25 protein-coding genes and 1 pseudogene are annotated in these 24,938 nt (G+C 69.8%); 7 read left to right on the top strand and 19 right to left on the bottom strand.

Annotation, left to right across the window (positions count from 1 at the left end; all coding sequences use genetic code 11):
* Positions 1 to 15 precede the first annotated feature (15 nt).
* Complete coding sequence (locus tag ACFYW8_RS13885) at positions 16 to 1,269, top strand: styrene monooxygenase/indole monooxygenase family protein (protein WP_389072701.1); 1,254 nt, start codon at positions 16 to 18, stop codon at positions 1,267 to 1,269.
* A 139-nt stretch (positions 1,270 to 1,408) separates the two neighbouring features.
* Here ACFYW8_RS13885 and ACFYW8_RS13880 read toward each other — a convergent pair whose 3' ends face one another.
* A complete protein-coding gene (locus tag ACFYW8_RS13880; protein WP_389072697.1) occupies positions 1,409 to 1,744 on the bottom strand; it encodes a DUF4328 domain-containing protein in 336 nt (111 codons plus the stop codon).
* Between the two features lie 218 nt (positions 1,745 to 1,962).
* Entirely contained in the window at positions 1,963 to 2,322 is a 360-nt protein-coding gene (locus ACFYW8_RS13875; RefSeq protein ID WP_389072692.1) for a DUF805 domain-containing protein, read from the bottom strand.
* A gap of 501 nt (positions 2,323 to 2,823) precedes the next feature.
* On the opposite strand from ACFYW8_RS13875, the gene ACFYW8_RS13870 reads away from it, so the two are divergent.
* Positions 2,824 to 3,177, top strand: a complete 354-nt coding sequence (locus ACFYW8_RS13870) for an ankyrin repeat domain-containing protein (RefSeq protein ID WP_389072687.1) — start codon at positions 2,824 to 2,826, stop codon at positions 3,175 to 3,177.
* A 368-nt stretch (positions 3,178 to 3,545) separates the two neighbouring features.
* Here ACFYW8_RS13870 and ACFYW8_RS13865 read toward each other — a convergent pair whose 3' ends face one another.
* The 5 genes from ACFYW8_RS13865 to ACFYW8_RS13845 all read right to left on the bottom strand — a co-directional run bounded on the left by ACFYW8_RS13865 (position 3,546) and on the right by ACFYW8_RS13845 (position 7,694).
* Complete coding sequence (locus ACFYW8_RS13865) at positions 3,546 to 3,899, bottom strand: DUF1330 domain-containing protein (RefSeq protein ID WP_365875681.1); 354 nt, start codon at positions 3,897 to 3,899, stop codon at positions 3,546 to 3,548.
* Between the two features lie 324 nt (positions 3,900 to 4,223).
* The gene (locus ACFYW8_RS13860; RefSeq protein WP_389072679.1) at positions 4,224 to 5,381 is read right to left on the bottom strand and encodes an NlpC/P60 family protein; all 1,158 of its coding nucleotides are present in this window, start codon (positions 5,379 to 5,381) and stop codon (positions 4,224 to 4,226) included.
* 109 nt (positions 5,382 to 5,490) lie between these two features.
* Entirely contained in the window at positions 5,491 to 5,811 is a 321-nt protein-coding gene (locus ACFYW8_RS13855) for a hypothetical protein (RefSeq protein ID WP_389072674.1), read from the bottom strand.
* Positions 5,812 to 5,821: 10 nt separating this feature from the next.
* Positions 5,822 to 6,547, bottom strand: a complete 726-nt coding sequence (locus ACFYW8_RS13850; protein WP_389072670.1) for a TetR/AcrR family transcriptional regulator — start codon at positions 6,545 to 6,547, stop codon at positions 5,822 to 5,824.
* A gap of 217 nt (positions 6,548 to 6,764) precedes the next feature.
* Positions 6,765 to 7,694 carry a diiron oxygenase gene (locus ACFYW8_RS13845; RefSeq protein ID WP_389072667.1) on the bottom strand — a complete coding sequence of 310 codons (930 nt, stop codon included), beginning with the start codon at positions 7,692 to 7,694 and terminating at the stop codon, positions 6,765 to 6,767.
* A gap of 208 nt (positions 7,695 to 7,902) precedes the next feature.
* On the opposite strand from ACFYW8_RS13845, the gene ACFYW8_RS13840 reads away from it, so the two are divergent.
* Positions 7,903 to 8,802 carry an ADP-ribosylglycohydrolase family protein gene (locus ACFYW8_RS13840; protein WP_365875671.1) on the top strand — a complete coding sequence of 300 codons (900 nt, stop codon included), beginning with the start codon at positions 7,903 to 7,905 and terminating at the stop codon, positions 8,800 to 8,802.
* A gap of 160 nt (positions 8,803 to 8,962) precedes the next feature.
* Here ACFYW8_RS13840 and ACFYW8_RS13835 read toward each other — a convergent pair whose 3' ends face one another.
* From ACFYW8_RS13835 to ACFYW8_RS13815, 5 genes are all read right to left on the bottom strand, one after another.
* Complete coding sequence (locus ACFYW8_RS13835) at positions 8,963 to 9,436, bottom strand: DUF3291 domain-containing protein (protein ID WP_389072661.1); 474 nt, start codon at positions 9,434 to 9,436, stop codon at positions 8,963 to 8,965.
* A gap of 231 nt (positions 9,437 to 9,667) precedes the next feature.
* Positions 9,668 to 11,125 carry a penicillin-binding transpeptidase domain-containing protein gene (locus tag ACFYW8_RS13830; protein ID WP_389072656.1) on the bottom strand — a complete coding sequence of 486 codons (1,458 nt, stop codon included), beginning with the start codon at positions 11,123 to 11,125 and terminating at the stop codon, positions 9,668 to 9,670.
* Positions 11,122 to 12,498: an FtsW/RodA/SpoVE family cell cycle protein gene (locus ACFYW8_RS13825; protein WP_389072651.1), complete on the bottom strand. Its 1,377-nt coding sequence runs from the start codon at positions 12,496 to 12,498 to the stop codon at positions 11,122 to 11,124. Before ACFYW8_RS13825 ends, ACFYW8_RS13830 begins: the two co-directional genes overlap by 4 nt.
* An 85-nt stretch (positions 12,499 to 12,583) precedes the next feature.
* The gene (locus tag ACFYW8_RS13820) at positions 12,584 to 13,249 is read right to left on the bottom strand and encodes an SH3 domain-containing protein (protein WP_389072647.1); all 666 of its coding nucleotides are present in this window, start codon (positions 13,247 to 13,249) and stop codon (positions 12,584 to 12,586) included.
* A 329-nt stretch (positions 13,250 to 13,578) separates the two neighbouring features.
* Positions 13,579 to 14,085: a dual specificity protein phosphatase family protein gene (locus ACFYW8_RS13815; RefSeq protein WP_365875661.1), complete on the bottom strand. Its 507-nt coding sequence runs from the start codon at positions 14,083 to 14,085 to the stop codon at positions 13,579 to 13,581.
* Positions 14,086 to 14,184: 99 nt separating this feature from the next.
* Here ACFYW8_RS13815 and ACFYW8_RS13810 point away from each other — a divergent pair, with 99 nt between their 5' ends.
* Complete coding sequence (locus ACFYW8_RS13810; RefSeq protein ID WP_365875659.1) at positions 14,185 to 14,988, top strand: nuclease-related domain-containing protein; 804 nt, start codon at positions 14,185 to 14,187, stop codon at positions 14,986 to 14,988.
* Positions 14,989 to 15,031: 43 nt separating this feature from the next.
* On the opposite strand, the gene ligD is transcribed toward ACFYW8_RS13810, so the two are convergent.
* The gene (gene ligD / locus ACFYW8_RS13805; protein WP_389072637.1) at positions 15,032 to 15,913 is read right to left on the bottom strand and encodes a non-homologous end-joining DNA ligase; all 882 of its coding nucleotides are present in this window, start codon (positions 15,911 to 15,913) and stop codon (positions 15,032 to 15,034) included.
* 53 nt (positions 15,914 to 15,966) lie between these two features.
* Between ligD and ACFYW8_RS13800 the strand changes: the two genes are divergently transcribed.
* Complete coding sequence (locus ACFYW8_RS13800; RefSeq protein ID WP_389073953.1) at positions 15,967 to 17,094, top strand: Ku protein; 1,128 nt, start codon at positions 15,967 to 15,969, stop codon at positions 17,092 to 17,094.
* A 293-nt stretch (positions 17,095 to 17,387) separates the two neighbouring features.
* On the opposite strand, the gene ACFYW8_RS13795 is transcribed toward ACFYW8_RS13800, so the two are convergent.
* From ACFYW8_RS13795 to ACFYW8_RS13785, 3 genes are all read right to left on the bottom strand, one after another.
* Positions 17,388 to 17,717, bottom strand: coding sequence for a hypothetical protein (locus tag ACFYW8_RS13795; protein ID WP_389072632.1), 330 nt, complete (start codon positions 17,715 to 17,717; stop codon positions 17,388 to 17,390).
* A gap of 1,170 nt (positions 17,718 to 18,887) precedes the next feature.
* Positions 18,888 to 19,955, bottom strand: a complete 1,068-nt coding sequence (locus tag ACFYW8_RS13790; RefSeq protein ID WP_389072628.1) for a DUF6215 domain-containing protein — start codon at positions 19,953 to 19,955, stop codon at positions 18,888 to 18,890.
* A gap of 244 nt (positions 19,956 to 20,199) precedes the next feature.
* Positions 20,200 to 21,129 (bottom strand): alpha/beta hydrolase, encoded by a 930-nt coding sequence (locus ACFYW8_RS13785; protein ID WP_389072624.1) that lies wholly within the window; start codon positions 21,127 to 21,129, stop codon positions 20,200 to 20,202.
* 113 nt (positions 21,130 to 21,242) lie between these two features.
* Between ACFYW8_RS13785 and ACFYW8_RS13780 the strand changes: the two genes are divergently transcribed.
* Positions 21,243 to 21,689, top strand: a complete 447-nt coding sequence (locus tag ACFYW8_RS13780) for a MarR family winged helix-turn-helix transcriptional regulator (RefSeq protein WP_365875649.1) — start codon at positions 21,243 to 21,245, stop codon at positions 21,687 to 21,689.
* Positions 21,690 to 21,700: 11 nt separating this feature from the next.
* Here the strand turns inward: ACFYW8_RS13780 and ACFYW8_RS13775 are convergent, their stop codons facing one another.
* A complete protein-coding gene (locus ACFYW8_RS13775) occupies positions 21,701 to 22,261 on the bottom strand; it encodes a hypothetical protein (RefSeq protein ID WP_389072615.1) in 561 nt (186 codons plus the stop codon).
* 397 nt (positions 22,262 to 22,658) lie between these two features.
* Here ACFYW8_RS13775 and ACFYW8_RS13770 point away from each other — a divergent pair, with 397 nt between their 5' ends.
* The gene (locus ACFYW8_RS13770) at positions 22,659 to 23,642 is read left to right on the top strand and encodes a hypothetical protein (protein ID WP_389072611.1); all 984 of its coding nucleotides are present in this window, start codon (positions 22,659 to 22,661) and stop codon (positions 23,640 to 23,642) included.
* Positions 23,643 to 24,100: 458 nt separating this feature from the next.
* Here ACFYW8_RS13770 and ACFYW8_RS13765 read toward each other — a convergent pair whose 3' ends face one another.
* Positions 24,101 to 24,346 (bottom strand): DUF2283 domain-containing protein, encoded by a 246-nt coding sequence (locus ACFYW8_RS13765; RefSeq protein ID WP_389072606.1) that lies wholly within the window; start codon positions 24,344 to 24,346, stop codon positions 24,101 to 24,103.
* Between the two features lie 68 nt (positions 24,347 to 24,414).
* Positions 24,415 to 24,852: pseudogene (locus tag ACFYW8_RS13760) on the bottom strand (transposase family protein); the annotation flags it as partial.
* Positions 24,853 to 24,938 lie beyond the last annotated feature (86 nt).

Raw genomic sequence — 24,938 nt, 5'->3', positions numbered from 1 at the left:
GGAGAAGCAACCCGCATGCGGAAGATACTCGTCGTCGGAGCCGGCCAGTCCGGGCTCCAGCTCGCTCTCGGACTCCAGTCGCAGGGGTACGAGGTCACTCTGATGTCGAACCGGACGGCGGACGAGATCCGTTCCGGCCGGGTGATGTCGACGCAGTGCATGTTCGACACGGCGCTCCAGTACGAGCGCGATCTCCAGCTGAACTTCTGGGAGTCCCAGGCGCCGAAGATCGAAGGGCTCGGCGTCTCGGTCGCGGTCCCCGGCTCCTTCGACCCGGGCCCCTCGCAGCGCGCCATCGACTGGGTCGGCAAGCTCGACGGGTACGCGCAGTCGGTCGACCAGCGGGTCAAGATGGCGGGCTGGATGGAGACGTTCGCGCAGCGCGGCGGCCAACTGGTCATCCACGGCGCGGCGGTCTCCGACCTCGACTACTTCTCCCGCGCCTACGACCTGGTCCTCGTCTCGGCGGGCAAGGGCGAACTCGTCTCCATGTTCGGCCGTGACGCCGCCCGCTCCCCGTACACCGAGCCGCAGCGCGCCCTCGCGGTGTCCTACGTCCACGGCCTGGGTCCGCGCCCGGAACACCCGGAGTACGACGCGGTCCGCTGCAACCTGGTCCCCGGCGTCGGCGAGCTGTTCATCATGCCGACCCTCACCACCTCGGGCCGCGCCGACATCCTCTTCTGGGAGGGCATACCCGGCGGCCCGCTCGACGTCTTCAACGGCGTCAAGGACCCCGCCGAGCACCTCTCCCTGACCCTGGAGCTCATGGAGCGGTTCACGCCCTGGGAGTACGCGCGCGCCACCAACGTCGAACTGACCGACGCCGGCGGCACGTTGTCCGGGCGGTACGCCCCCACGGTCCGCAACCCGATCGGCCGCCTCCCCGGCGGCGGACTGGTCCTCGGCGTCGCCGACGTGGTCGTCGCCAACGACCCGATCACCGGCCAGGGCTCCAACTCCGCCTCCAAGTGCGCCGCCGCCTACCTCGCCTCGATCGTCGAGCAGGGCGACAAGCCCTTCGACGAGGAATGGATGCAGGCGACGTTCGACCGCTACTGGGACATCGCGCAGCACGTCACCAAGTGGACCAACGCGATGCTGGGCGTCCCGCCGGAGCACGTGCTCAACCTGATCGGGGCGGCGGGCCAACTCCCGCCCGTGGCGGACCGGTTCGCCAACGGCTTCAACGACCCGGCCGACTTCGAGAACTTCTTCTTCGAGCCGGAGAAGACGGCGGCCTACCTGGCCTCGGTCGCCGGGGCGTGACGCCCCTCTGACCTGCGGTTCGACTGTCGGCGCCTGTCGTTGTTCGTCGTCGCCGGTTCCTCTCGGACGGCCCTCGGACGGCCCCAGGGATATCCCTGGGGCCGTCTGTGCTTGCCCCCTCAGGTAGGCCGGGACTGCCTCACGCCTGGGCGAGAGGTTCGACGAGAACGATGGCACCGAGCGCGGCGCTCTGCAGCACCGTGATGCGCTCGATGACGAGCCCCAACAGCACGGCCGCCGCGATCACGAGCACCTCGGCCACCAGGAGGAAGGCCATCGACCCCGGGGCTACCTGGTTCGCCGTCAGGAGCACCAGGCCGTGTGCGATCCAGGCGGCCCACCACAGATTCACCAGCGTCGTGTCTCGCTTCTCCTCCCACGACGTGGAACTCGCGCGCCCGATGTCGAGGACCAACCGGCGAGGTGCGACAAGGTTGACCAGCGGTACGAACCAGGCGCCGATCGTCCAGCCCATAGGTCGTACCGATTCCGGGGTCTGCGAGGAGGTGGTCAGGCGTTGGACGTTCGCGCCGATCGGACACGGGCTCTGCCGAAGCAAGCCCGTGTTTGCCCCGCCCGAAGGCGGCAAGCGTGGGCCGCACGGTTTGCGGCTGGCGTAGCTCTCGTGAGAACCGTCAGCGACGGTGGCCCGTCACCCTCCTGGGGTGACGGGCCACCGCGAGCGGGCGAAGGTCAGGCAGCCGTGCCGGCCAGCTTCGGGCTCGGGCCGTACTCGCTCGTCTCCGGCTTGCTGTCGCTGGCCAGGAAGACCAGCAGGACGATGCCGCCCACCAGCGGGACAAAGGCGATGAGCATCCACCAGCCGGAGCGTCCGGTGTCGTGGAGGCGGCGGACGCCGACCGCGAGGCTCGGGAGCAGGACGGCGAGCTCGTAGACCGGGACGATGACGCCGGTGCCGAGGAGGCTGGCGTCGACGACCAGCAGCGCGACCGCGATGATCACGTTGATGAGCGCGAACATCCAGTACTCCTGGCGGCGGGCGCGGCCGTTGAACGTGGCGTACTTCTTGAGGACATCGAGGTACCAGTGCATGGGTCCCCCCAGGGACGAGTGGTGGGGCCGGTCCGAAAAGAACAAGCCAGCGCGGAATGTAGATGGCTTGATTGCACCGGTCAAGAAGTTACCGGGTAGCGGCCGATCGGTGATCACGGATGGACGCATAGGGACCAACTTCGCCTGCTTTGTGATGTGTGAGCCCGTGACGGACCAGGTGGCCCCGGAGAAGCGGGTGTCGATGAGCTCGCTCCGGTACTGGATCTTGCGCAAGCCATCGCCTGATGGTCGGTCAGGTGCGCGGGGCAACCCGGGGCTTGCGCACCAGTAGAGGTCGGTGGAATCCCAACGGCTCGGGCAACCCGGCCGGTTGGCGGACAGGGCTGAAACGCCGGTCTGTGTGAGGGGCCGTGTCCCGTGTCTTGTCGCTCGTCTTGTCGCCTGTCGGCTCGCAGGTCAGAGCCCGTGTTCGGCGCTCCCGCAAACGGGCGGCCGAAATCGCGTGGTCTTCTTCGTCAAGCGATCGTCATGATGACGGGCATGACGGGCATGACGGGCATGACGGGCATGACGGATGAGGGTCGGGGCTCGGGTCGTGAGAGCCGCCAGGGGTGGACGCGGCTGCACTTCGCGGCCGATGAGCAGGACGCCGCGCTTGTCGGCTCTCTCCTGGTGGCGGGCGCGGAGGTGGATGCACCCGACGGGCAGGGCAATACGCCTTTGTGGCAAGCCGTGTTCACGTATCGACGTGATGGCACGGTGTTGTCGTTGCTGGTCAAGGCCGGTGCTGATCCGGACAGGGCCAATCTTCATGGTGTGAGCCCGCGGATTCTTGCCGACTGGCGTATTGGTTCAGATGTCGCGGTGCATCTCGGGGAACTTCCTTCCTCATAGCGCAACTTCCGCAGGTCAGGCCTCCTTGGCGGGCTGGGGTTCTCCGATCCGGAGAAGACGGCCGCCCACCTGGCGTCGGTCTCGGGAGCCCGACGGGGTCCTGCCCCGCTCTCCGGCCGTCGCCCGCTGCCGCTGCCGCTGCCGCTGCCGCTGTCGCCCTCTGCCGCTGTCGGCCGACGCCCTCGGGGGCCCGCGGACGGCCCCGGACGTACTGGGGCCGTCCCCGGGCCGGAAGATCGCTCATACGGATCGAGCCCGAGCTGCCGGTGTCCGGGTGTTCGTACTCGTCGGTGTCAGGTGTCAGGTGTCAGGTGTCAGGTGTCGATGTCGGCGAGGGCGGGCGCGGTCGACGGCGTCCCGGCAGCGCACTAAGCGTGTTCCCCGGTCGTCTCCGCCTGGAGTTTCTCCGCACGTTCACGCGGGTCGTATCCAGGACCGACGCCCTCGACCAGTACGAGGTCTCCGTCGATGTGGTCGGCCCGGAGCCGGAGGATCTTCTGATACTCGGGGGACTCGTACCAGGCGCGGGCCTCGGCCATGCCGGGGAACTCGATCAGCACCATGCTGCCCGGCCAGCTGCCCTCCACCACCGCCGTCGGCGGGCCGTGGACCAGGAAGCGGCCGTGGAACGGGTCGAGAGTGCCCTGGATGCGTCTGAGGTACTCCAGGATGTCCGGGTGGGGGCGACGGTCGCGTAAGTGGGCGAACCCGTATGCGGGCACGTCCGGCTCCTTCGTTCGTTCCGGTAGGACGACGCAAACGTAGCCAGGGGCCGTCGCACGCCACAATGACCTCGGAGGTAAGCGCCGGGGTTGCCTGCGCGCACCTCGTGCCGAGCGGCCGGCAGTCCATGCGGACGGTGACCACGACCCCTGCGGCAGGGCTCGGTTCTCGGCCTGACGGCCCACGGACGGCCACGGACGGCCCAGGGCCGCCTGCGGGAAGGCCAGTTGGGGAAACCGGCCGGTGGAGCGACCGCAGGATCGTGGTCCGTCCCGTCCCGTCCCGTCCCGTCCCGTCCGGGCCGGGCCGGCGAGGCCGGCCGCCTACCTGGCGTCGGTCACGGGCGCGACGGAGGCGTAGCCCTCGTCGGTTCCGTCGGGGGCGGGCTCGGGGAGCCTCGGTGGCGTGTAGTGCCGCAGAGGCTCCCCGCCCGGATCCGGGCGTACGGCACCGAGGAGCGGGTTCGCCGCGATGGGGGACACCTTGATCCTCGCCCCGGGCCGCGGCGCCTGCACGACCATCCCCTCGCCCAGGTAGATGGCGACGTGCGTGGCCTCGGGGAAGTAGATCACCAGATCGCCGGGGCGCAGCTCGCTCAGCGGGATTCTCGGGAGCTGGGCCCACTGTTCCTGGCTGGTGCGGGGGATGGGCCGGCCGGCCCGGTCCCAGGCCTGTGAGGTCAGCCCCGAGCAGTCGTAGGCCGTCGGCCCCTCCGCGCCCCACTCGTACGGCTTCCCGATCTGTCCGACGGCGTAGCTCAGCGCCTCCTCGCCCTCCCGCGTGGGTGGCCGGACACTGCTCAGCGCCCCGGAGGCCATGACCTCCCTCTGTGCCGTGGCGGTCCCCGACTTCTCGAACCTGTCCAGTTCGGCGATCTGCTCCGTGGTCAGTGAGGCGAGCAACCGCTGGACGTCGTCGAGCCGCCCCCGCACCTCGTCCCGCTCCTTCTTCTGCCGTTCGGCGAGGGAGAGCTGACCGTCCAGTGCCTTGCGGGCCGCACGCGCGAGCACGTCGGTGCGCTTCTCGCCGCCCGCGACCCGCCGCACGGTCTCGGCCCGCTCCAGCGACAACTGCCCGATCAGGTGCCCTTGGTCGAGGGCGTGCTGCGGATCGCGGGCGAGCAGCAGTTTCACGTACGTGGAGAGGTCGTCGCTGCTCTGGTACTGCTGCCGGGCCAGCCGCCCGGCGGCGCCGCGGCTGTCCTGCAGCGAGAGGCGAGCCCTGGCGAGACCGGCGTCGAGCCTGGCGACCTCGGCGCGCTGCTTCCTCAGTTTCTCGGCGGTGCCGTTGTACTTCTCGGTGGCGCGTTCGGCATTCCGGTAGAGCGTCTGAAGATCCGTCAGCAATGAGGCGACGGACCGCTGGGTATCGGTCCCGGAACCCCGGCCGGGCTCCGGGGCTGCCACCGCGGGCGAGGGCGAGAGCAGCGCCCCGGCCGCCACCGCTCCTGTGCACAGCAGACGCAGAAACCTTCCTGACACGCCATCACCTCCGTTGCCGGGGTGGTCCGTCCACCACCCGTCCCGCACCGGCAGGATCGGCCCGAGGCATCTCCCGCGCACGCCGGGTGACCGCTTCGGCCCAAGAAGGTCACTCGTCGGCGTTGCCGCCCGGCGTGGCGCCGCCGCTGCTCCCGCCCTTGCGAGTGCCCGGGGACCAGGGCAGCTTGAACCGGCTCTCCGAGGTGTCGCCGTCGGGCGCGTACTCGTACTTCCACCCCTGATGGAGCCCGAGCCGCTTGCTGATGGCCGCCTGGACGCGCCGGTAGACCAGCACGGTGGGCTTGCCGCCGTCCGGGTCGGGCACCGGGATCCGGTAGGTCTTCGGCGGGTGACCGGTGATCCCGAGCAGAACGGGCAGGACGCGCCCGTCCAGCGGGCCGCCGACAAAGGGGGTGTCTTCGCTCTTCACCGGACCAGTGTCACAGCAGGTGGGCCGCTTCCTCGACAACGGGCAGCACCCGGCGGACCAGCGCGCCCGCGATGCCGTCGGGGCCCTCCATCGCGAGCGAGGCCCGTACCACCGCCGCGGTCTGCGGATCACTGCCCGCGCTCGCCACCAGCGCCGCCACGAACTGCTCGACGAGCCAGTCCCGCAGCTCGTCCAGCGGCGGTTCCTTGCCCTCGTCGAGCCAGATCAGCGAGGCGGCCTCCACTGCCGTGATCCACATGCGTACGGTCATGCGCAGCCGGGGCCCGGGGGCCTTCACCGCCAGATGATCGAGAATGTGCTCCGCCGCCGCCCGGCGGACCCCGTCGACTATGGCCGTGGTCCGCGAGGTCTCGATGACGCTCCCGCCCTGCAGCAGCGCGCTGAACCCGGCGTCGTGCTGGTCCACGAACGCGAGATACCGGTCCAGGGCCCGGGAGAGCCGCTCGGTGAGCGGCCCCTCCGGAGGCTCCGCGAAGCAGTGCTCCAGCTCCTCGGCGGCGGACCGCAGGGCGGCCTCGTACAACTGCTGCTTGCCGCCAGGGAAATACCGGTACACGAGCGGCCGCGACACGCCGGCCGCCTCCGCCACGTCGTCCAGCGAGACCTCCTCGGGCACCCGCTGGGCGAACAGGGACAGCGCGGCTTCGAGCAGCTGACTGCGCCGCTCCTCGACACTGAGCCGACGGTAGGCGGGGGTGGAAGCCTGCGAGGTCATGACGGGCAGCGTAACCGCCGACCCGCACACCTCCCCGTACAACGCAGACCGGGAACCACCTCGCCCACCGGCCTCATCCCCGTACGAACCCCGTACGAACCCCAGCCGAGTCCGGAGCCGAGTCCGGAGCCGAGTCCGGAGCCGAGTCCGGAGCCGAGTCCGGAGCCGAGTCCGACACTGCCCGACACCGCCGGACACCGTCCGGCAGGACCCCGCCTCAGGCCAGCAGTCCGGACGACTTCCACAGCCGCCGCCCCGCCCCCCGCAGCACCCCGATCTCGTCCAGGAAGTCCGTCAGCTTGCCGGCCCCGGTCCGCATCACGTCCCGCCGGTGCCCACTGGCCTTCACCTGGGCCAGGGCCTCGCGCTTGTCGAGGCCGACGTTCGTGTAGACCTCGGGGTTGACGAAGGCCACCGAGAAGACGCGGGCGAACTCGCCCGAGGTGATCCGGGTGAACTCCTGGGACCAGCGCGGCGCGGAGACCATCTGCCGCCGCAACTCCTCCCGGGCGTAACGGACATGCCGCGCCTCCTCCACCACATGGATCCGCGTGACCCCGCGGACGAGGGTCTGCACCCGCTCGTCCGGGAACGTCAGCCGCTGCATCCAGTCGAGGATCTCCTCACCGAGCAGCGTGGCCGTGAAGGAACCCGGCGTGGTCGAGATGGTCTTGAAGACCCGCCCCAGATTGAGATGCGCCCGGCTCACCGGGTAGTACGGGGTGCCCCCGCGCGTGATCAGCCGGGCGAACATCTTCGAGTGCCGGCACTCGTCCTCGATCTCGGTCAGCGCGTACCGCACGTGCGCGCTCGTCGCCGCCTTGTCGTAGATGTGCCGCACCAGCAGCTGCATCAGGATGATCTCGAACCAGATGCCCAGGGAAGCCAGTGCTGCCGCCTCGTGCTGGGACAGGGCGATCCGCTGCTCCTCGCTCATCCGCCGCCACAGCGGGGTGTCGTACAGCGACACCAGCTCGGGCGGCCAGAACCACTTGCCCTCCTCGAAGGGCGCGTCCCAGTCGAGCTCCTTGTCGGGGTCGAAGGAGTGCTTGGCGGAGGAGTCGAGGAGGCGCTCGGCCACCTGCTCCCGGTCCTTGAGCAGACCGAGCGCGTCACGGAGCACCTCGGCTTCGGTCACCGTCGTCATGGCTGTTCCCACCTCGTCGTACGGGATCAATTCAGGGGTTACCGGCGGTCACCACTTATGAGACTGCTTGTCAGCAAGCTCGTCAATCCCCTGTGCCCGACTTGTTGACGACGCGTCTACCCCGTGTGGGCCCGCGAGGTACGCCGACGCATGGGCCGCGCCCGAAAAAGCCTCCCCAACCCCCGCCCCCACCTGGCATCCTCGCTCCATGACCCCCTCGATCACCCCGGACCGCACAGCCGCCCGGCGCAGCCTCGAAGGCCTGGCCCTCGGCGACGCCTTCGGGGAGCGCTGGTTCCCGCTCTTCAGGGACCGGCTCCGGGCGTACGAGGAGATCCGCGCCCGGCGCACTCCGCAGGAGCCCGACTGGCACTGGACCGACGACACGGCGATGGCGCTCGGCATCATCCGGGTCCTCGACGAGCACGGCGAGATCCGGCAGACCGAGCTGGCCCTCGCCTTCGGGCTCGGCTACGACGCGGACCCGGCCCGCGGATACGGCTACGGCATGCATGAACTCCTTCCCCGCCTGCTCCAGGAGCCGCACCGCTGGCCGGAGTCGGCGCGCGAACTGTTCGCCGGTGAGGGCAGCCTGGGCAACGGCGCGGCGATGCGGGTCGCGCCGCTCGGGGCGTGGTTCCACGCGAGCCTGCAGGCCGTCGCCGAGCAGGCCGCGCTGTCGGCCGAGGTGACGCACGCCCACCCGGAGGGCATCGCGGGAGCCGTCGCGGTGGCGACGGCCGCCGCGTTGTCCGCGCGGGGCGAGCAGGACCTCGCCGCCGTCGCCGCGGCGACCCCGCGGAGCGCCGTCCGGGACGGCCTCGAACGGGCGGCCGGCCTCCCCTTCTCCACCACGCCGTGGAAGGCCTCGGACATCCTGGGCAACGGTCAGCGCATCCGGGCCGACGACACCGTCCCCTTCGCAGTCTGGTGCGCCGCCCGTCACCCCGACGACCTGACCGCGGCGCTCTGGAGCACCGCCGAGGGCTTCGGCGACGTCGACACGACCTGCGCGATCACCGGCGGAATCGTGGCCGCGCGCACCGGCGTCGACGCGGTCGCCGCCGACTGGCTGCGGCGCAGGGAAGCGTTGCCCGGGAGCGGCTAAGGGCTGTCCCGTAATCCCCGGTGGATCAGCGCGCGGCGTCAGATGCGGTGCATCGCAAGGCGGAGGGTCGTCCTCATACTGGGCGTATTCGGGCGATCCGACAACGCGGCGAGGTGCCGTAGCTGTCGTCGTGCGCCCGCCGGGGATTACGGGACAGCCCTTAGGACCCCTCCGCAGCCCCCGGCGGGAACGACGTCCGCAGGGTGAACGCCTGTTGAGTGGGCCCGTGTTCACGCAGACGCAGCAGCCGGGACTCGGCCTCCGGGACGGTGGGGCGATGGCCGGCCGGGACCCACCACAGCGCGGTCACCGCCTCCTCCAGCCGCTCGAAGAAGTCACGGCGCCGTGCCATCAGTTCACGGTGCAGGCCCTGGTACATGAACGCCGTCAGCGCGTCGGTGTCGCGCCAGGTGGACATGTTGACCATCAGCCAGTCGTCGCCGAAGACGCGGAGGTCCGTGGCGTTGCCGGAGTCGTTCTGCAGACGCCAGACGAAGCCGTCCGCCGCGTCCGCGACGGCGTTCACGGGGTCGAGGGCTTCGACGAAGTCCTTCAACTCGGGTGAGTCCAGAGGTGCTTTGAGGTGGGCGATATTGACCTGCGCGAGCTCGTACGAGGCTGTCGACTCAGTCATGGCCGAACGGTAGGTCGGCAGGGGCGACGGCCACACCCCCCGTCTCACGCAGTGAGAGAACGCCCTCGCGCGCCCCTTCGTCCACGCCTCGCGCGCACGTCCCTCCACGCCCCGCGCGCCCCCTCATCCACCCCTCATCCCCCTGACCAGCCCCTAGGCGTCCCGTGACCTCCCGCTCAACCACCCCGTGACCTCCCGCTCAACCACCCCTGACCTCACCTGGCCCACCCCTCACGACCCCAGGACCGCCTCCATCACCGCGCGTGCGATCGGCCCCGCGAATCCGCCGCCGGTGATGTCCCCCCGGTCCGCCGCCGCGTCCTCGACGACGACCGCGACGGCCACCGCGGGCTCCATGGAGTCGTCGGCACGGGCCCAGGAGATGAACCACGCGTACGGGGTACCGGAGTTGCCGATGCCGTGCTGGGCGGTGCCGGTCTTTCCGCCGACGGTGGCGCCGGGGATGGCGGCCACGGTTCCGGTGCCCTTCTCCACCACGTCGGTCATCAGCTCGCGCATGCGCTGCGCCGTCGACGCGCTCATCGCCTGGTGGAGGGTCCGGGGGCCGGTCGTGGCCAGCGTCCTGCCACCCCGTGCGGTGGTCTTCTCCACCAGGTACGGCGTCCTCACCGACCCGTCGCCGGCGACGGCCGCCGAGATCATCGCCATCTGCAGCGGGGTCGCGCGGGTGTCGAACTGCCCGATGGAGGAGAGCGCCAGCTGCGCCTTGTCGAGCCGCAGATCGAAGTTGCTGGGCACCACCGAGAAGGGGATGCGCAGCTTGCGGTCGTTGAAACCGAAGTTCGCCGCCGTCCTCGTCATGTCGTCGAGCCCGACGTCCACGCCGAGCTTGGCGAAGACCGTGTTGCAGGACCAGGTGAAGGCGTAGCGCAGGGAGGCGTCCTCGCAGCCCTCGATCTCGTTCGTGAGCCTCGACGTGGTGCCGGGGAGCCGGTAGGGATCCGGCGACGTGGTCGGCGCGTCCACGTCGTCCACCACGCCAGAGTCCAGTGCCGCGGCGGCGGTCAGCACCTTGAACGTCGATCCCGGCGGATAGGTCTGCCGGATCGCCCGGTTGAGCATCGGCTTGTCGGCCTGCCCGTTGAGCCGCGCCCAGGCCTCGGACACGGCGGGTCCCGTCCCGGAGAGCTGCGCCGGATCGTACGACGGGGTGGAGACCAGTGCCAGGATCCGTCCGGTGGACGGCTCGATCGCGGCGACCGCGCCCCGGCGGGCGCCGAGCCCCTCGTAGGCGGCGCGCTGCGCCGCCGGGTCGAGGGTGGTGACGACCCCGCCGCCGGGGTTCCGGGCCCGGGTGAGGCCGTTCAGCAGGGGGAACGGGTCGAGCATCGGGTCGGCGCCGGACAGGACGCCGTCCTCGGTGCCCTCCAGCAGCGTCGTCCCGTACAGCTGCGAGGCGAAGCCGGTGACGGAGGCGTACAACGGGCCGTCCCGGTAGGTCCGTTCGTAGCGGAGCTGCTCGCCGGTGTCCTTGGAGCCGGTGACCGTCCGGCCGTCGACGACGATGTCGCCGCGCGGCTGGCCGTAACGGGCGATGGCCAGCCGGCGGTTGGCGGGGCTGTGGTCGTACGACGGGCTCTGGACGACCTGGACGCGGGCGGCGTTGACCAGGAGGGCCACCAGCAGCACGGCGCACAGTCCGGCGGCCCGGCGGATGTACTTGGTCATGGCGTCGGTGTCCCGTCGTACTGACCGCGGGCGCAGTCGCTGATCCGGATCAGCAGGGCCACGATGATCCAGTTGGTGACGACCGAGGAGCCGCCCTGCGCGAGGAAGGGCATCGCCATGCCGGTCAGCGGGATCAGGCCGGTAACGCCGCCCGCGATGACGAAGACCTGGAGGGCCACGATCGAGGCGAGGCCGATCGCGAGCAGCCGGCCGAAGGAGTCGCGCAGGGACAGGCCCGCGCGGTAGCCGCGTTCCACGAGGAGGCCGTAGAGCAGGAAGATCGCGGACAGGCCGGCCAGACCGAGCTCCTCGCCCGCCGTCGCCAGGATGAAGTCGGACTTGGCGGCGAAGCCGATCAGGATCGAGTGGCCGAGCCCGAGCCCGGTGCCGAGCACGCCGCCGGCGGCGAACGCGAAGAGGGACTGGGCGAGTTGGTTGGGACCCTGGCCCGCGGCGATCGACGCGAACGGGTCCAGCCAGTCCTGCACCCGGCTGTGTACATGCGGTTCGAGACGGCCGACGGCGACCGCGCCGACGCAGGCCAGCAGCAGCCCGACGACGGTCCAGCCGGTGCGGCCGGTGGCGACGTAGAGCAGGATCACGAACAGGCCGAAGAAGAGCAGCGAGGTGCCGAGGTCCCGTTCCAGGACCAGGACCAGGACGCTCAGCAGCCAGATCGCCACGATCGGGCCGAGGACCCGGCCGGTGGGAAGCTGGAGCCGCCGGAACCGCCAGATCTGGCGGCCGCTGTAGGCGAGCGCGTTGCGGTTGGCGGCGAGGTACCCGGCGAAGAACACCGCGAGCAGCACCTTCGCGAACTCGCCCGGCTGGATGGAGAATCCGGCGATCCGGATCCAGATACGGGCGCCGTTCACCGCCGGGAAGAAGATCGGCAGGACGAGCAGGGCGAGCGCGCCGACCACCGAGACGTAGGTGTAGCGCTGGAGGACCCGGTGATCGCGCAGGAAGAGCACGACGACGATGAAGAACGCGACGCCGAGCGTCGACCAGATGAGCTGGATGGGCGCCGCCTGGTCGGCAGGGGTCTCCAGGTCGAGCCGGTAGATCAGCACCAGGCCGAAGCCGTTGAGGAGGACGGCGATGGGCAGCAGCAGGGGATCGGCGTACGGGGCCCGCAGGCGCACGGCGACATGGGCGAGGAGCGCGAGCACGCCGAGCCCGGCGCCGTAACCGGCGGCGCCGGGCGGGACGGTGCCGTTCCTGGCCAGACCGACGGCGCAGTAGCCGTACACGCACAGCAGGACGGCGAGGACGATGAGGGTGAGCTCGATGCCACGGCGCCTGGGCAGGCGTTCGGCGGGAGGGGCCGGGTCCGCCGCCACGGCCGTTCCGGACATTCCGGGCTGGATCATGTCCGGAACGTAGCAAGCGGGCGACCCGATGTCCCGTTGTGCGAGGACGACCAGGCCGGTGCGGCCCGGTTCGGCCTCGGGGGCGTCAGCACCAGCGGGGGGCCGGGCCGATGTTGTCGATGTAGCGCGCGGCGCCCCACGCCCAGGTGCCGTCCGTGAGGAGGTACCAGAGCGGGTTGCCCTCGACGGCCTGGCCCGAGGTCTTGCAGAAGATCGAGACGATCTCGCCCTGCCGCGCGACCCGGATCAGCTGGCTGCCGCGGGTCGGGGAACTGCGCAGGGCCAGCCCGCCCCGGGCGGTGATCCTGCCCTGGTACAGGCGCGGGCTGTTCTGACCGGCGTCGTCACCCCTGCCGTTCCCGTTCCCCTGCTCATGACCGTTGCCGCCACCCCCGTTGTTCCAGGTGTGGCCGTTGCCGTCGCCCCCGCCGCTGTTCGACGTCTGGCCCGTTCCGTCACCGCCCCCGCCGTTGTTCCACGTGTGGCCGCCAGTGCCGCCCCCGTTGTTCCACGTGTGGCCGTTTCCGCCGCCGCCGTCGCCCCCGCCGCTGTTCGACGTCTGGCCGCCCCCGTCTCCCCCGCCGCCCTGCTCGCGGCCACCGCCGTCGCCGCTGTTGCTCCACTGGTGGTTGTCACTGCTGCCGGTGCCGCCCTCGCCGTCGGCGAGGGCGGGGGTGGCACCGGCGAGGGCGACGAGGCTGCCGGCGGCGAGGGCCATACCGATTCGGGTGTATGTAGACCGCAGGGACATGGAGGGCTCCTCCAGGAAGGGGGTGAAGCTGACTTATCGCCACATTAGGATCGGGAGCCGGGGAGCGCAGGTCACACTCCGCCATCGGAGATGCCCGGCTCCTCCCGCCCGCCCTGAGGGAGCGTCAGCGTCGTCGGCGCTCCGCCGTCCGGGGCGTTGGCGAACGCGCTCGCCGCCGGACGCACGGAGACCCGAAACGGCCGTGGACCGTACCCGTACCCGTACGGGTATCGGTACGCGCGACGAAGCGGCAGCCCACCCGAAGGCGGACCGCACCCCCGTACGGTGGGAACGGGCGGGAATCCCCGGCCGTGCGGCCGGGGAGGACGTCAGTCCGCGAGTTCTTCGAGGAGGCGTGCCGTGGCGAGCCCGGCCCGCAGGTACTCCACGAACAGTTCGTTGTGCAGCGCCCAGGGCGAGCGCCGGGCCCTGATCAGCCGTATCGCGTCCTCGGCGGTGTGCCCCGCCAGCGTGAGCGCGTGCGCGACGACCAGCCCCGAGCGGTTGTACCCGTGATAGCAACGGACGAGCACCCGGCGCCCGTCCTCCAGCGCGTCGTCGGCGGCCCGCGCGAGCCGCATCACCCCCGTGAGCTGCGTACCGTCGAGCGGCCCGTCCGGTATCGGCCACACATGGTGCTCGACGCCCGGGTCGGGCCCGTGCCCCGGCAGCCGCAGCAGCGTCAGGACCAGGTCGAACTCATCGTGTACGACGGCGGATTCGGGCTGTCCCGAACGTCCCGCGAACTCGTGGCCGCCCATCCACAGGCCGGGCACGATCTCGCTCCACGGGCTGTCCGGGGCAGGAACATCCGGATACCTTCTACGAGTCCGCAACTGCGCCTCCCACCCAACTCCCCCAACTCCTGCCAAAGGTAACCGGGTTCTTGCCCATGGAGCACCCCGCCTGTTCCCATGGTCGTGGGGTGATGGTGCATGAGCGGACTGCGCGTCGTACCGGCCTGGCGTCACGGACAGGAGCGCCTGTACGTGTGCCTGACCGACGGGAGGAACGTCGCCTGGTACGACCGGGAGACGGCCAGGGTCAATCTGCTCAGCGAGGAGCGGCGCGAGGACGTGCTCGTCGTGCTGGGCCCGTTCCTGACCGGCCCGGTGACGGTCGGGCCGCCGCCGGTGCCGACCCCGGCCGAGCTGGCCCGGCTGACCCTTCACCCGGACGACGACCTCGCGCCGAACCGGCCCGGCGAGGCCCTGGTGATCGACCTCGACCGCGACCCGGGCCCGGCGCACCGGCTGCGCCCCGACCCGCGCCGCCGCGCTCTCGCCGCCGAGCAGGTCGTCGGCGCGGCCCTCGACCAGCTGGAGAGAGGCGGCTGGCACACCCTGCACTCGGTCGCGCTCCCGGGCGGTGACCGCATCCACCACCTCGTGATCGGCCCCGCCGGCCTCTTCTGCGTACACGCCCTGTACGCCCGCAAGCGGCACGTCCTGGTCGCCGACCCGATGGTCACCGTCGGCCGCCGCGAACCGCGTCCGCTGCTCCGCCGGATCCGCGCCGACGCCGACCGCGCTTCCCATGCCCTGACGGCCGAGGTCCACGCCGTCCTCGCCGCGGTCGGCCCCGCCCGCCTCGACACGCCGGCGCCCCCGCGCGAGGTCCGCGTCCTGCGGGACACCGACCTCGGGGGTCTCGCCCGGCTCGGCGGCGTGCTCAAACCGGCGGACGTGGAGGCACTGCACGCGATGGCCCGTGACCGGCACACCTGGCTGCGGGTGTGAACGTGATCCGGGTGCTCCCCGCACGTGCCTGTCGTCGCGCCGTTCAGGGCAGCGGGCTCGCGAACTCCGGGTCGAACAGAGGGGCCAGCAGGTCGCCGAACTCCCGCACACGGGCCGCGATGTCCGCTGCCTGAAAGGCCAGTCGGTCCGGTGAGCCGCACCCCTCGACCTCCTCCCAGGTCACGGGCGCGGACACCGTCGGCGCTGCCCGTGCCCGAAGCGTGTAAGGAGTGGCGGTCGTCTTCCTGTCGGCGTTCTGACTCCAGTCGACGAACACCTTTCCGGGCCGCAGGCTCCGCGTCATCCGGTGCACGACCTGCCGGGGCAGTGCCTTCTCCGCCTCCACGGCCAGCTCCTTCGCGTACGCGCTGACGTCGGCGGACGGCGTCGGCGCGACGGCGGCCAGCAGATGCAGCCCCTTGGACCCGGACGACTTCGCGTACGCCTCGATTCCGTCGCCGGCCAGCCGCTCGCGCAGCCACAACGCCACCTCGCAGCACTCCACGACCGTCGCCGGCGCCCCCGGATCGAGGTCGAAGACGATCCGGTCGGCGATGCCGGGCGTGCCGATCGTCCACTGAGGCGTGTGGAACTCCGTCACCAGGTTCGCCGCCCACATGAGTGAGGCCAGGTCCTGGACGAGGACCATGCGTGCGGGCCCCTCGGTGAGCGGAACCTCGGCCGTGGTGACCCAGCCGGGCGTACCGGGCGGCACGTTCTTGGCGAAGAAGAGCTGCCCGTCCGGGCCGTCGGGATAGCGCAGGAAGGAGACCGGCCGGTCCCGCAGATGCGGGAGCAGCACGTCCGCCACCGTGGCGTAGTAGTGCAGCACCTCGCCCTTGGTGAAGCCGGTGGCCGGATGCAGGACCTTGTCGAGATTGGTGAGCGCGAGCCTTCTGCCCTCCACCTCCGTGATCGGCGTCATACCATGACAATCCCACGAAAACAGCACAAAAATCGCTCAAAGTGACCGGAAGGGTGCTGCACGTGCGATCCATCTGGAACGGCGCCATCTCCTTCGGCCTGGTGAGCATCCCCATCAAGGTCGTGAACGCCACGGAGAGCCATGCGATCTCCTTCCGCCAGATCCACCTCGACGACGGCGGCCGCATCCGCTACCGCAAGGTCTGCGAGCTGGAGGACAGCGAGGTCTCGACCGCCGAGATCGGCAAGGCCTACGAGGACGCGGACGGCACGCTGATCCCGATCACGGACGAGGACCTGGCCTCGCTGCCCATCCCGACCGCCCGGACCATCGAGATCGTGGCCTTCGTCCCGGCGGACCGGATCGACCCGCTCCAGATGGACACGGCGTACTACCTGGCCGCGAACGGGGTCCCGGCCGCCAAGCCGTACGTCCTGCTGCGCGAGGCACTCAAACGCAGCCAGAAGGTCGCCGTGGCGAAGTTCGCGCTGCGCGGGCGGGAGCGGCTCGGCATGCTGCGCGTCGTCGACGACGTCATCGCCATGCACGGACTGCTCTGGCCGGACGAGATCCGCGCCACCGACGAGGTCGCCCCGGACGCCGCGATCACGATCCGCGACAAGGAACTCGACATGGCCGACGCCCTGATGGACACGCTCGGCGAGGTCGACCTCACCGACCTGCACGACGACTACCGCGAGGCCGTCGAGGAACTCGTCACGGCCAAGGCCGAGGGTCACGAAGCGCCCGCCGCCCCCACCGGGGAGAAGACCGGCGGCAAGGTGCTGGACCTGATGGCGGCCCTCGAGAAGAGCGTGCGCGCGGCCAAGGAGTCGCGGGGCGAGGAAGCCGGCGAGGACACCGGGACCGGCGAGGACGCCGAGGTCACCCGGCTGCCGGCCGGCAAGACCGCCGCCCGCGGGCCGGCCCGTACGGCGCCCAAGGAAGTCGGCGGGAAGAAGTCGACGTCCACGGCGAAGAAGCCGGCCGTCAAGAAGACCGCGGCGAAGAAGTCGACGGCGAGGAAATCGACCGCCAAGACGACCGGTGAGGCCGCCACGAAGCAGTCCGGCGGCACGGCGGCCTCCCGGACGTCGGCCTCCCGGACGTCGGCCAAGAAGACCGCCGCCAAGAAGACGCTCACGAAGAAGGCGGCCCCGCGCAAGCGGGCATCCGCCTGACCGGCGCCCCGCGCCGGACTCGGCCACCGGCGACGGGATCCGGGGTCCTACGACACCGCTACCTCGACTCGCGTACCTCGACTCGCGCGGTGTTGTCCTCCAGGTGGGTGTCTCCCTCCCGGTACATCGTCGTGACGGACCCGGGCCGCAGGTCCCCGACGACTCGACGCGGAACTCGAACGTGTACCGCAGCTCCTTCCCGGCCGCGAGGTACCGCCCGGTGGGGCTACCGCAGCTGTAACCCCGCCCCTTGGGCTTGGACGGGGGCCCTTGAGCGGCAAGCGGAGGGCGTCTCAGTCCAGTCTTTTGCCCATACGCGCCGAAAACTTCTCCGTGTCCTTTGTGTGCCACCACTCGAACAGGTGGGTGCGTACAAGGAACCCGAGGTAATCCAGGGTGTCCTCGGCGAGGTCTCCGCTCACCAGACTCGCCTCATCGCGCTGGTAGTCAAGTGAGACCTCCCAGAGCTGCCCTGAGACGCTGACCTGGATTTTCAGAAGCAGTTCCGGAAAGACGGACGGCACTTTCACCTCAAGGACTTCAAGAGAGGTTGCGCTGCCCTGGCTCTGCCGTCCTGACAGTTTGCGTTTGAGTGCTTCCCGTACTTGCTCGGCTGTGGCCATATGGGTCCTCTCGAACTTTGCCTTTGTACTCACATGAGTTCCGCAGGGCTACGCGACACGAGGCGGCGCCGAAAGGCCGTACACCGGCACGCGCGTGCGCTGCGTCCTGTGCCCTGTGCGTCTCCGGGGCAGGCCGACCCGCACAGCCGCCAGGAGCCGCTCGACCCGGGCTGGCCGACGTGACCCGTGACCCATGGTCCATCGCCCATCGCCCATGGCCCGTGGCCCGTGGGGATCCGGCTCCTTGCCAAGGGTTACGGTCGCACGCGGTGGGAGTCCGCACCGCTGGACGAAATGGAAATGGCCCCTTGGCGGTCGACACCGTTTCATCGGGTACGCGGCCAGTTCACAGTGTTCGTCGTACCGGCCGGGCCGCCAGGCCTCACCTTGGTGCGGAGGGCGGTCGATTCAGCGCGTGTCGATCGGCACTGACGTACGACACGCGCACCGCGACCTGGGCGCAGCCCGATCCTCCCCGGGGCACCGGACCACTGGCGGGCGCGCCGACCGCAGCCGTGGACGACTCCCGTAATCCGCCTCATCCACCATCGACAACCCTTCCTCGATGCCGAGTTGCTCCGCCGTCCAGTCAACTCTCCTGATGTGCAAGGTGATTGGCGTTGTGTTCGACGTCACGGTAGAAGACGTGATCAAAAGGACTGCCCGTGAGGGCATAAGGAGGGACATGTGAGCACCGCAAGACCGCGGCCTTGGCCGAAACCACCCTTCTGCTCACCCCCCCCGCACGCCCTATGTGGCCCACGCGTCGGCGCCGCTGGACCCGCGTGCGGGCGGCCCCACCCGGGCACCCGTCGGGCACAAGCCCTGCACCGGTCGCGGTGGCACAGCCGCAACCGGTATCGCGAGACGGCCCACCACCGGCACCGGAACGAGAGCACCGCGGCAGACACCGCATGACCACGAATGAACGTAGCCCGGAAAACCGGCCACTCGGCTTCAGGCCAGCGCGGGTTGGGACTGACAGTGCCCCATCGCCCCCCTTCGCCCGCCCTCTCGGCCCTTCGCCCTCTCGGCCTTTCGCCCTCTTCGGCCTTTCGCCGTCGGACGGGCGCTGGGCGGAGGGATCGCGGCACGCATCCCGACACAGGACGGATGCCGCCGCCGGTGGTGCGACCGGACCGATCTTTTCGCCGAGACGCTTTCGGCGTCTCATCGGACAGGCGGCCTTTCGGGGATTCCCGGAAGAACCTTCTCGGCGATGCTGAGGAGAACGCCGTCGTTCGGGAGGGCTCCGGACTTGCTCCACACGGTGATGTCGCAGTAGCCGCCTCGGTCCTTACGGTCCAGGGCCACGGACAGCGTCCTGGCCAGGGGGCCTTGTTCGACCGGTCCGCTGGATCTGCCACCCCCGAGATTGATCTCGATCTTCATGGTGTGATCCGAGGAGAGGACCGCGGGCCGACCGAGAACCTTGAGCGTCTTGATGTCCGTCTCATCCCCGAACTTCATGAGCTTCACGTACTGGTCGATCGACAGCTCGTCGTAAGTGGCCGAGACATTCACTGTGTACGTGTCGAACGTGACCTCGGCCTCCGGCTGTGCGACCTTCTCGCCAGTCAGAGGAGCGGTGTTGTTGCTGCTCGAAACATCGGTAGCGGTCTCTCCAGGCGTTCCAAGGAGTCTGGCCAGGTCTGGCCGGTGGAGCGCTTTGCACAGCTCCTCACCGGTCACAGGCCGGGGCGTGCCCTTGTAGGCATTCGGGAGCTCGTCGTGTGCCCCGTCCGAACACGAGGCGGGCTGCGGGGCGTTGCCGTCGGAAGGCATGAAGCGCGGGCCCACCCACAGTACGGCTCCGAGCGCACCGAACACGGCCACGGCCGCGATGGCCTGGCCCCATGCGTTGTGCTCCTTCTCCGAAGTGCCCGGGCTGGGACGCGGCCCGGTTGCGGCCTGCGCCTTCGCCTGTGCCTGCACCTGCGCCTGTGTCTGTGCCTGCGCCTGCGCCTGTGCCTGCGCTTGTGGCTGGGCGGCAGCATCGACTGCCGCCCAGCCTGCGGAGGTTGTCGGACTCGGGTTCCGGCGTGCGCGCAGGGCCCGGATCACCGCGTAGACGCGTATTGCGGTGAACACGAGGAACACCACGCCGAAACCGGCCACGCCCCGATCGTGATCGCGGACGGCGAGATACATGAGGCGTACGCCGAGAACCGCCCCGACCGCGATGAGCAGGGGCTCGCGGACCCAGAACGGCAGGAGACGAAGGAGTAGACCGAGCATCCGGCGATCTCACCAGGGCAAGATCACATCCGCCATGATGGAAGCCACAGTTCCGGGCACGTGCGGAGCCTGCCGAAGCAAGAGGCGCCGAGCCGACGATCCCGAGATCGGCTGTCGGGACGGCAGTGAGCGGCGAGCGCAGGGCCCGAGCCGAAAAGCTGCCTGATGCGCTGGACCACTCCACGGCCCCTGAGCCCGCCCGCCCACGGCCCGCCGTCCGGCGTGGAGGCCGCCAGGGCCGGTGTCAGTGGGCCCGCTCAAGACGGTCGACGCCCGGGTGCCCGACGCCCAGGTGGGCGGTGAGGAAGCGGGCGGCGCGGTCGAGTGCGGCGTCCGCCTCGTCGAGGTGGCCGTAGTGGTGCTGGAAGACGTGGGGGAGGCCGGGCCCGACTTCGAGTGTGACCTCGACGTCGTCGGCGCCCGCGCGGCCGGCCAGCCGGACCGCGTCGTCGAGCAGCACCTCGTTCGCCCCGACCTGCACGAGCAGTGGGGGCAGCCCGGTGAGGTCGGCGAAGACCGGGCTGGCCAGAGGGTGCGCCCGGTCGCCCGCTCCGACGTAGAGATCGGCGTAGGCACGCACGTCCGCCTCGGTGAAAATGGGGTCGGTACCCTCCTTGGAACGGATGCTTCCGCCCGTGAGGGTGAGGTCGGCCCACGGAGAGAAGACGGCCACGGCGGCCGGTTGCGGCAGCCCGGCCCCTCGGGCCGCGAGCAGCGTGGCGATGCTCAGGCCGCCACCGGCGGAGTCACCGGCCACGACGAGGTCCCGTGCGTCTGTGCCCGCCGCCAGCAGCTCGCGGTAGGCCGCCAGCCCGTCGTCGACGGCCGCGGGGAAAGGGTGCTCGGGCGCCAGCCGGTAATCCACCGATATCGCTCGCAGTCCGGTGCGGCGGGCCAGTTCGCCGACCAGTCCCGCATGGGTGTCCGGTGAGCCGACGACGTAGCCGCCGCCGTGCAGGTAGAGCAGTCGGCCGCGGCCGACTGCTTCGGCCGGCTCCAGCGCCAGGGCCGGCCGCCCGCCCAGGACGGTCCTGCGGGTGACCACGCCCTCCGGCGCGGGGCGGGTGACGGCTCCGGCGAAACCGCTGCGCTGCTTCCCGGGAGTGGGCCGCGTCTCGCTGCGAGGGGCGGAACGGAGCATGGCGTCCAGGGCGTCGCGCTGCTGTCGGGACATGTGGGCCTCCAAGGGGTGGGCGGGGTGCGAGGATGCATTCCTGGGAATCCATCCGTCCGAGCCAACCAGATTCCAAGGAAGATGATTCCCAGGAATCTATCTGGAGGGATACTTTGCGCCACGTCACCCCGATCTTCACCGACCTCGTCCGCGTCGAGACCCGGCTCTACAACGCGGTGAGTGCCCGGCTGCGCGCCGAACGGGGGCTGGGGCTGGGACAGTTCGAGTTTCTGGAGATCATCGACCGTGTGCCGGGGTGCCGCGTGCTCGACCTCGTCGGCGAACTGGCGATCACCGTCGGGGCCGTCAGCAAGGCGGTCGACCGGCTGGTGGCTGTGGGCTGGTGCCTGCGGGTCGCGCATCCTCAGGACCGTCGCTCGTCCGTCCTCCGCCTCACATCCGAGGGTGAGGAGCAGTTGGCCGCTTCCCGCCCCATTGTCGAAAGCGTGCTCATCTCGCTGACCGCGGCGGTTCCCCCTGACGACCTGACCCGCATCGCCTCAACCCTGACCACCCTCCGCGCGACCCTCGAGGAGGACTCCCAGGGCCGACCGGGCTGAGGGGACATGACCTACGCTCGGCCCCGCGAGGCCGACATCACGCGTTCAAGTTCAGTAGCGGCCCATTGGCGCAGACGCCGGAACCGGCTGTCGGCTTCGCTGACCCACGGCGTGAGCGCCGTCGGCGGGATCCCCAGCGCGTCCAGTCGGGACAGGAGTTCTGCCCGCTGTTCCGGGGTGACGGAAATCCACAGCGACGTCCCCGTGTCGCCGGCGCTGTAGACCTGCTGGTCCCCGCGCCAGGCTTCGGCGTGGATCGTGTAAGGAGCCAGGTCCAGCAGCAGTTCGAACTGGGCGTCGTCGCGGACATCGATGTCGATCCCCATCCCGGGATCCCCGCGCCGGGAGCGACTGCCGTCCGCCACCGCCTCCTGGGCCAGGGAGAGCACGCGTTCATAGGAGTGACGCACTTCGCGTGACCAGACATCGCCGCTGTACGCGTCGAGATGAGCTGTGTCGATGGCGGAGCGCAACACTCGAAGTGCCTCACGGTGCACAAGCACGACGTCCTCAGGGCTCATGCCGTTCGCGAGTACGAACTCGTAGCCTGAGGTGCCGTCTCGGTTGATCACGTCCACGACTTTCTCACAGGCGGAACTCCCCACGGAAGGAGGCTGTCGCCGCGCCACGATCTTTGTCGGACGCGGCACAGCGGAAGCCGCCAAGGCGAAAACGGCCAGGCACTGCGCACATCCGTGCCGGCTCGCTGCTCAGTCGGCCCGGGCGCCGATCAGAGCATCGGTGGCCTGCTGCAGGGCCGCCTTCGACCTCTCCCGCTCGTCCCGTACCTCCCGTGCCACCACCGCTGGTGCGCCCGTCGACGTGCCGACCGCGTCTGCTGACCGGGGCGCGTCGGTACCTGGCTGCCGGTCCTGCCTGTACCGCGAATGACAGGTTGCGAGCTCGCGGATAACTGGTCATGGTCGCCTAAAGTGATCAATTGATCACGTAATGCGATCTGGAGAAGAAATGCTCGGACGTCAACTCGGCCCAGTGTTCTTGGCTGTGCCGATTGTTGCTGTGCTCGGCATGGCAAGCGCGGCAAGCGCGGAACCCCAGGTGTCCATCCCGTGTGATGTCACCGCGCTCAACAACGCGATCGTCGCCGCGAACAACAACACCGGACCGCACACCATCCGGCTCGCGCCCAAATGCGTCTACAACGTCACGACTCCGGCGTCGACCGGCGGGCTCGGCGCCAACGCCCTGCCGCAGATCACGGGCACCGTCACCCTGCTGGGTCACAACACCACCATCCGACGGGACCCCGACGCCTCCGATGCCTTCCGCATCGCGGAGATCGACGGTCCCAACGGGCGCCTCACCATCGACGGTGTCACTGCGACCGGTGGTGGCTACCTCGAATACGCCGGCACCTACCTGCCCACCGACGGAGCGACGCTCATCCTCCGGCACAGCACGGTGACCAACAGCACGGCGAACCAAGGGGGCGCCATTTACGTCAACCAGGGCAGCACCCTCGAAGTCCATGACAGCGTCCTGCGGGACAGCGCGGCACAGCGGGGAGGCGCCATCTACAACGATCCGCGCAGCACCACCCTGCTCGACAACACCAAAGTGGAGCGGAATCAGGCTACGCAACTTGGGGGTGGCATTTTCACCGCCGGGGCCTCTCTGACCATCGAGAAGTCGTACATCGGCGCCAATCGAGCCTTCGAGCAGGGTGGCGGAATCTACAACGACCGCGCCCCGATGACCATCTCCTCGACGACCATCGCCGACAATCGCGCGGGTCAGATGGGCGGCGGTATCGCCAATTACGGCAGCACAACGCTGACGAAAACAGTCGTGCAGCACAACAGCGCGCTCAACGGCGGCGGCATCTGGCAAGCGCCGTCCCCCAGCGTCCTGAACCTCGTCAACAGCCGGATCGTCGACAACACCCCCAACAACTGCCGGCCTGTCGGCTCGGACCCAGGCTGTACGTCCTGACCGCGAAGCTGGCACATCGACGGTGCGGCCCTCGGTGATCGGTGATCCGGGGGAGAGGACGGAGGGGGCGGAGCTGTGGGCCCCGGCCTTTGCGCCCGATGACCTGGGCCGATGCCCCAGGATCCCGCCCACGCCTCGTCCGCAGACCCTGACATAGCGCCCTCGGACTGCATCTGCCTGCACACGACCGTAGATACGCGAAGACCCCGGCCTCAGCGTTTCCGCTGGTGACGGGGTCTTTGGGCACCTCACTGGCTGTTCTCTATCCGGCCGTGTGGTCGGTGGGGTTCGAACAGGGTCCTGGTTCGGGTGAGTTGTCCGGTGTGGAGGTATGGAAGAAGGACCTCTTGGTAGCTCGCGGATGTCGAGTTCAGCGAGAAGCAAGAGGCCCTGTTTCGGAGGCCCGGCCGCAGTGAGCCCTTTCCAACCTGCTCGCCGCGAGCGTGGTGCTCAACTGGTCATGCACCTTCGGTGTCCAGTCGCTCCGCAGACTGGAGCAGGTACTCGGGCAGTTTTGAACTGGCCGCCAGCACCTCGATGCCGATGAGGCGGCCCTGCTCGTCGAAGTCGAGGTTGATCATGCCGTCGACGTCCACTGGATCGCAGGGATACATGCGCGTGGATTTCACACGAGCCTGCGGTTCGGTGAGGTACACGTACGCTGCGTTGACGGTCTTGTCGTAGGTGACTCTGACATCTGCCACGGCGAGCGGTCTCCCATGCTGTCGTTGATGGTGACGCTGTCCTTGTCCGGCCTCCGGCCACAGCGACATCAGGCTGCCGCGGCGAGGTGCAAGACCAGCACGGCCTTGACGATGTCCGTGATGCGGGCGGTGCTGCAACGGAGTTTGCGCAGGAGCCGCCAACTCTTCAGGGTGGCGTTGGCCTGCTCTCCGACCGCTCGGATCCTGGCGTGGGAGGAGTTCACCGCCCGCTTCCCGACCGAGAGCGTGCTCCAGCGGCCCCGGTAAGGCACCCGGATCGTCCCCCGAGCTCCCTGATATCCCTTGTCGGCCCACGTCCGGATGCCGGCTTGGGTAAGTGCTTCGATGATGCCGTGAGTGCGGGCGGCCTTGATGTCGTGGACAGCACCCGGCAGGGCAGGTGAGGCCCAGAGCAGGCGTCCGAACGCGTCAGCAATGACCTGGACGTTCATGCCGTGGCGCCTGTGCTTGCCGCAACGCCGGTAAGTTACGGGCCCGTCGGCTGCGGCGCCTGAATGGTGATCTTGTACTCCGCCCTGCTCAACGGCGTTCTGCTTACAGCCCGGGCGTACGCGAGAGTGCCTTTGCGTTC

The sequence above is a fragment of the Streptomyces sp. NPDC002742 genome (genome assembly GCF_042888885.1).
Classification (GTDB): Bacteria; Actinomycetota; Actinomycetes; order Streptomycetales; family Streptomycetaceae; genus Streptomyces.
This window is presented reverse-complemented; position numbering and strand designations above follow the sequence as displayed.

Coding starts and splice junctions, on each gene's coding strand:
- ACFYW8_RS13885 (WP_389072701.1), top strand. CDS start 16: ATGCGGAAGATACTCGTCGTCGGAGCCGGCCAGTCCGGGCTCCAGCTC.
- ACFYW8_RS13880 (WP_389072697.1), bottom strand. CDS start 1,744: ATGGGCTGGACGATCGGCGCCTGGTTCGTACCGCTGGTCAACCTTGTC.
- ACFYW8_RS13875 (WP_389072692.1), bottom strand. CDS start 2,322: ATGCACTGGTACCTCGATGTCCTCAAGAAGTACGCCACGTTCAACGGC.
- ACFYW8_RS13870 (WP_389072687.1), top strand. CDS start 2,824: ATGACGGGCATGACGGGCATGACGGGCATGACGGATGAGGGTCGGGGC.
- ACFYW8_RS13850 (WP_389072670.1), bottom strand. CDS start 6,547: ATGACCTCGCAGGCTTCCACCCCCGCCTACCGTCGGCTCAGTGTCGAG.
- ACFYW8_RS13845 (WP_389072667.1), bottom strand. CDS start 7,694: ATGACGACGGTGACCGAAGCCGAGGTGCTCCGTGACGCGCTCGGTCTG.
- ACFYW8_RS13840 (WP_365875671.1), top strand. CDS start 7,903: ATGACCCCCTCGATCACCCCGGACCGCACAGCCGCCCGGCGCAGCCTC.
- ACFYW8_RS13835 (WP_389072661.1), bottom strand. CDS start 9,436: ATGACTGAGTCGACAGCCTCGTACGAGCTCGCGCAGGTCAATATCGCC.
- ACFYW8_RS13830 (WP_389072656.1), bottom strand. CDS start 11,125: ATGACCAAGTACATCCGCCGGGCCGCCGGACTGTGCGCCGTGCTGCTG.
- ACFYW8_RS13825 (WP_389072651.1), bottom strand. CDS start 12,498: ATGATCCAGCCCGGAATGTCCGGAACGGCCGTGGCGGCGGACCCGGCC.
- ACFYW8_RS13820 (WP_389072647.1), bottom strand. CDS start 13,249: ATGTCCCTGCGGTCTACATACACCCGAATCGGTATGGCCCTCGCCGCC.
- ACFYW8_RS13810 (WP_365875659.1), top strand. CDS start 14,185: ATGAGCGGACTGCGCGTCGTACCGGCCTGGCGTCACGGACAGGAGCGC.
- ligD (WP_389072637.1), bottom strand. CDS start 15,913: ATGACGCCGATCACGGAGGTGGAGGGCAGAAGGCTCGCGCTCACCAAT.
- ACFYW8_RS13795 (WP_389072632.1), bottom strand. CDS start 17,717: ATGGCCACAGCCGAGCAAGTACGGGAAGCACTCAAACGCAAACTGTCA.
- ACFYW8_RS13790 (WP_389072628.1), bottom strand. CDS start 19,955: ATGCTCGGTCTACTCCTTCGTCTCCTGCCGTTCTGGGTCCGCGAGCCC.
- ACFYW8_RS13785 (WP_389072624.1), bottom strand. CDS start 21,129: ATGTCCCGACAGCAGCGCGACGCCCTGGACGCCATGCTCCGTTCCGCC.
- ACFYW8_RS13770 (WP_389072611.1), top strand. CDS start 22,659: ATGCTCGGACGTCAACTCGGCCCAGTGTTCTTGGCTGTGCCGATTGTT.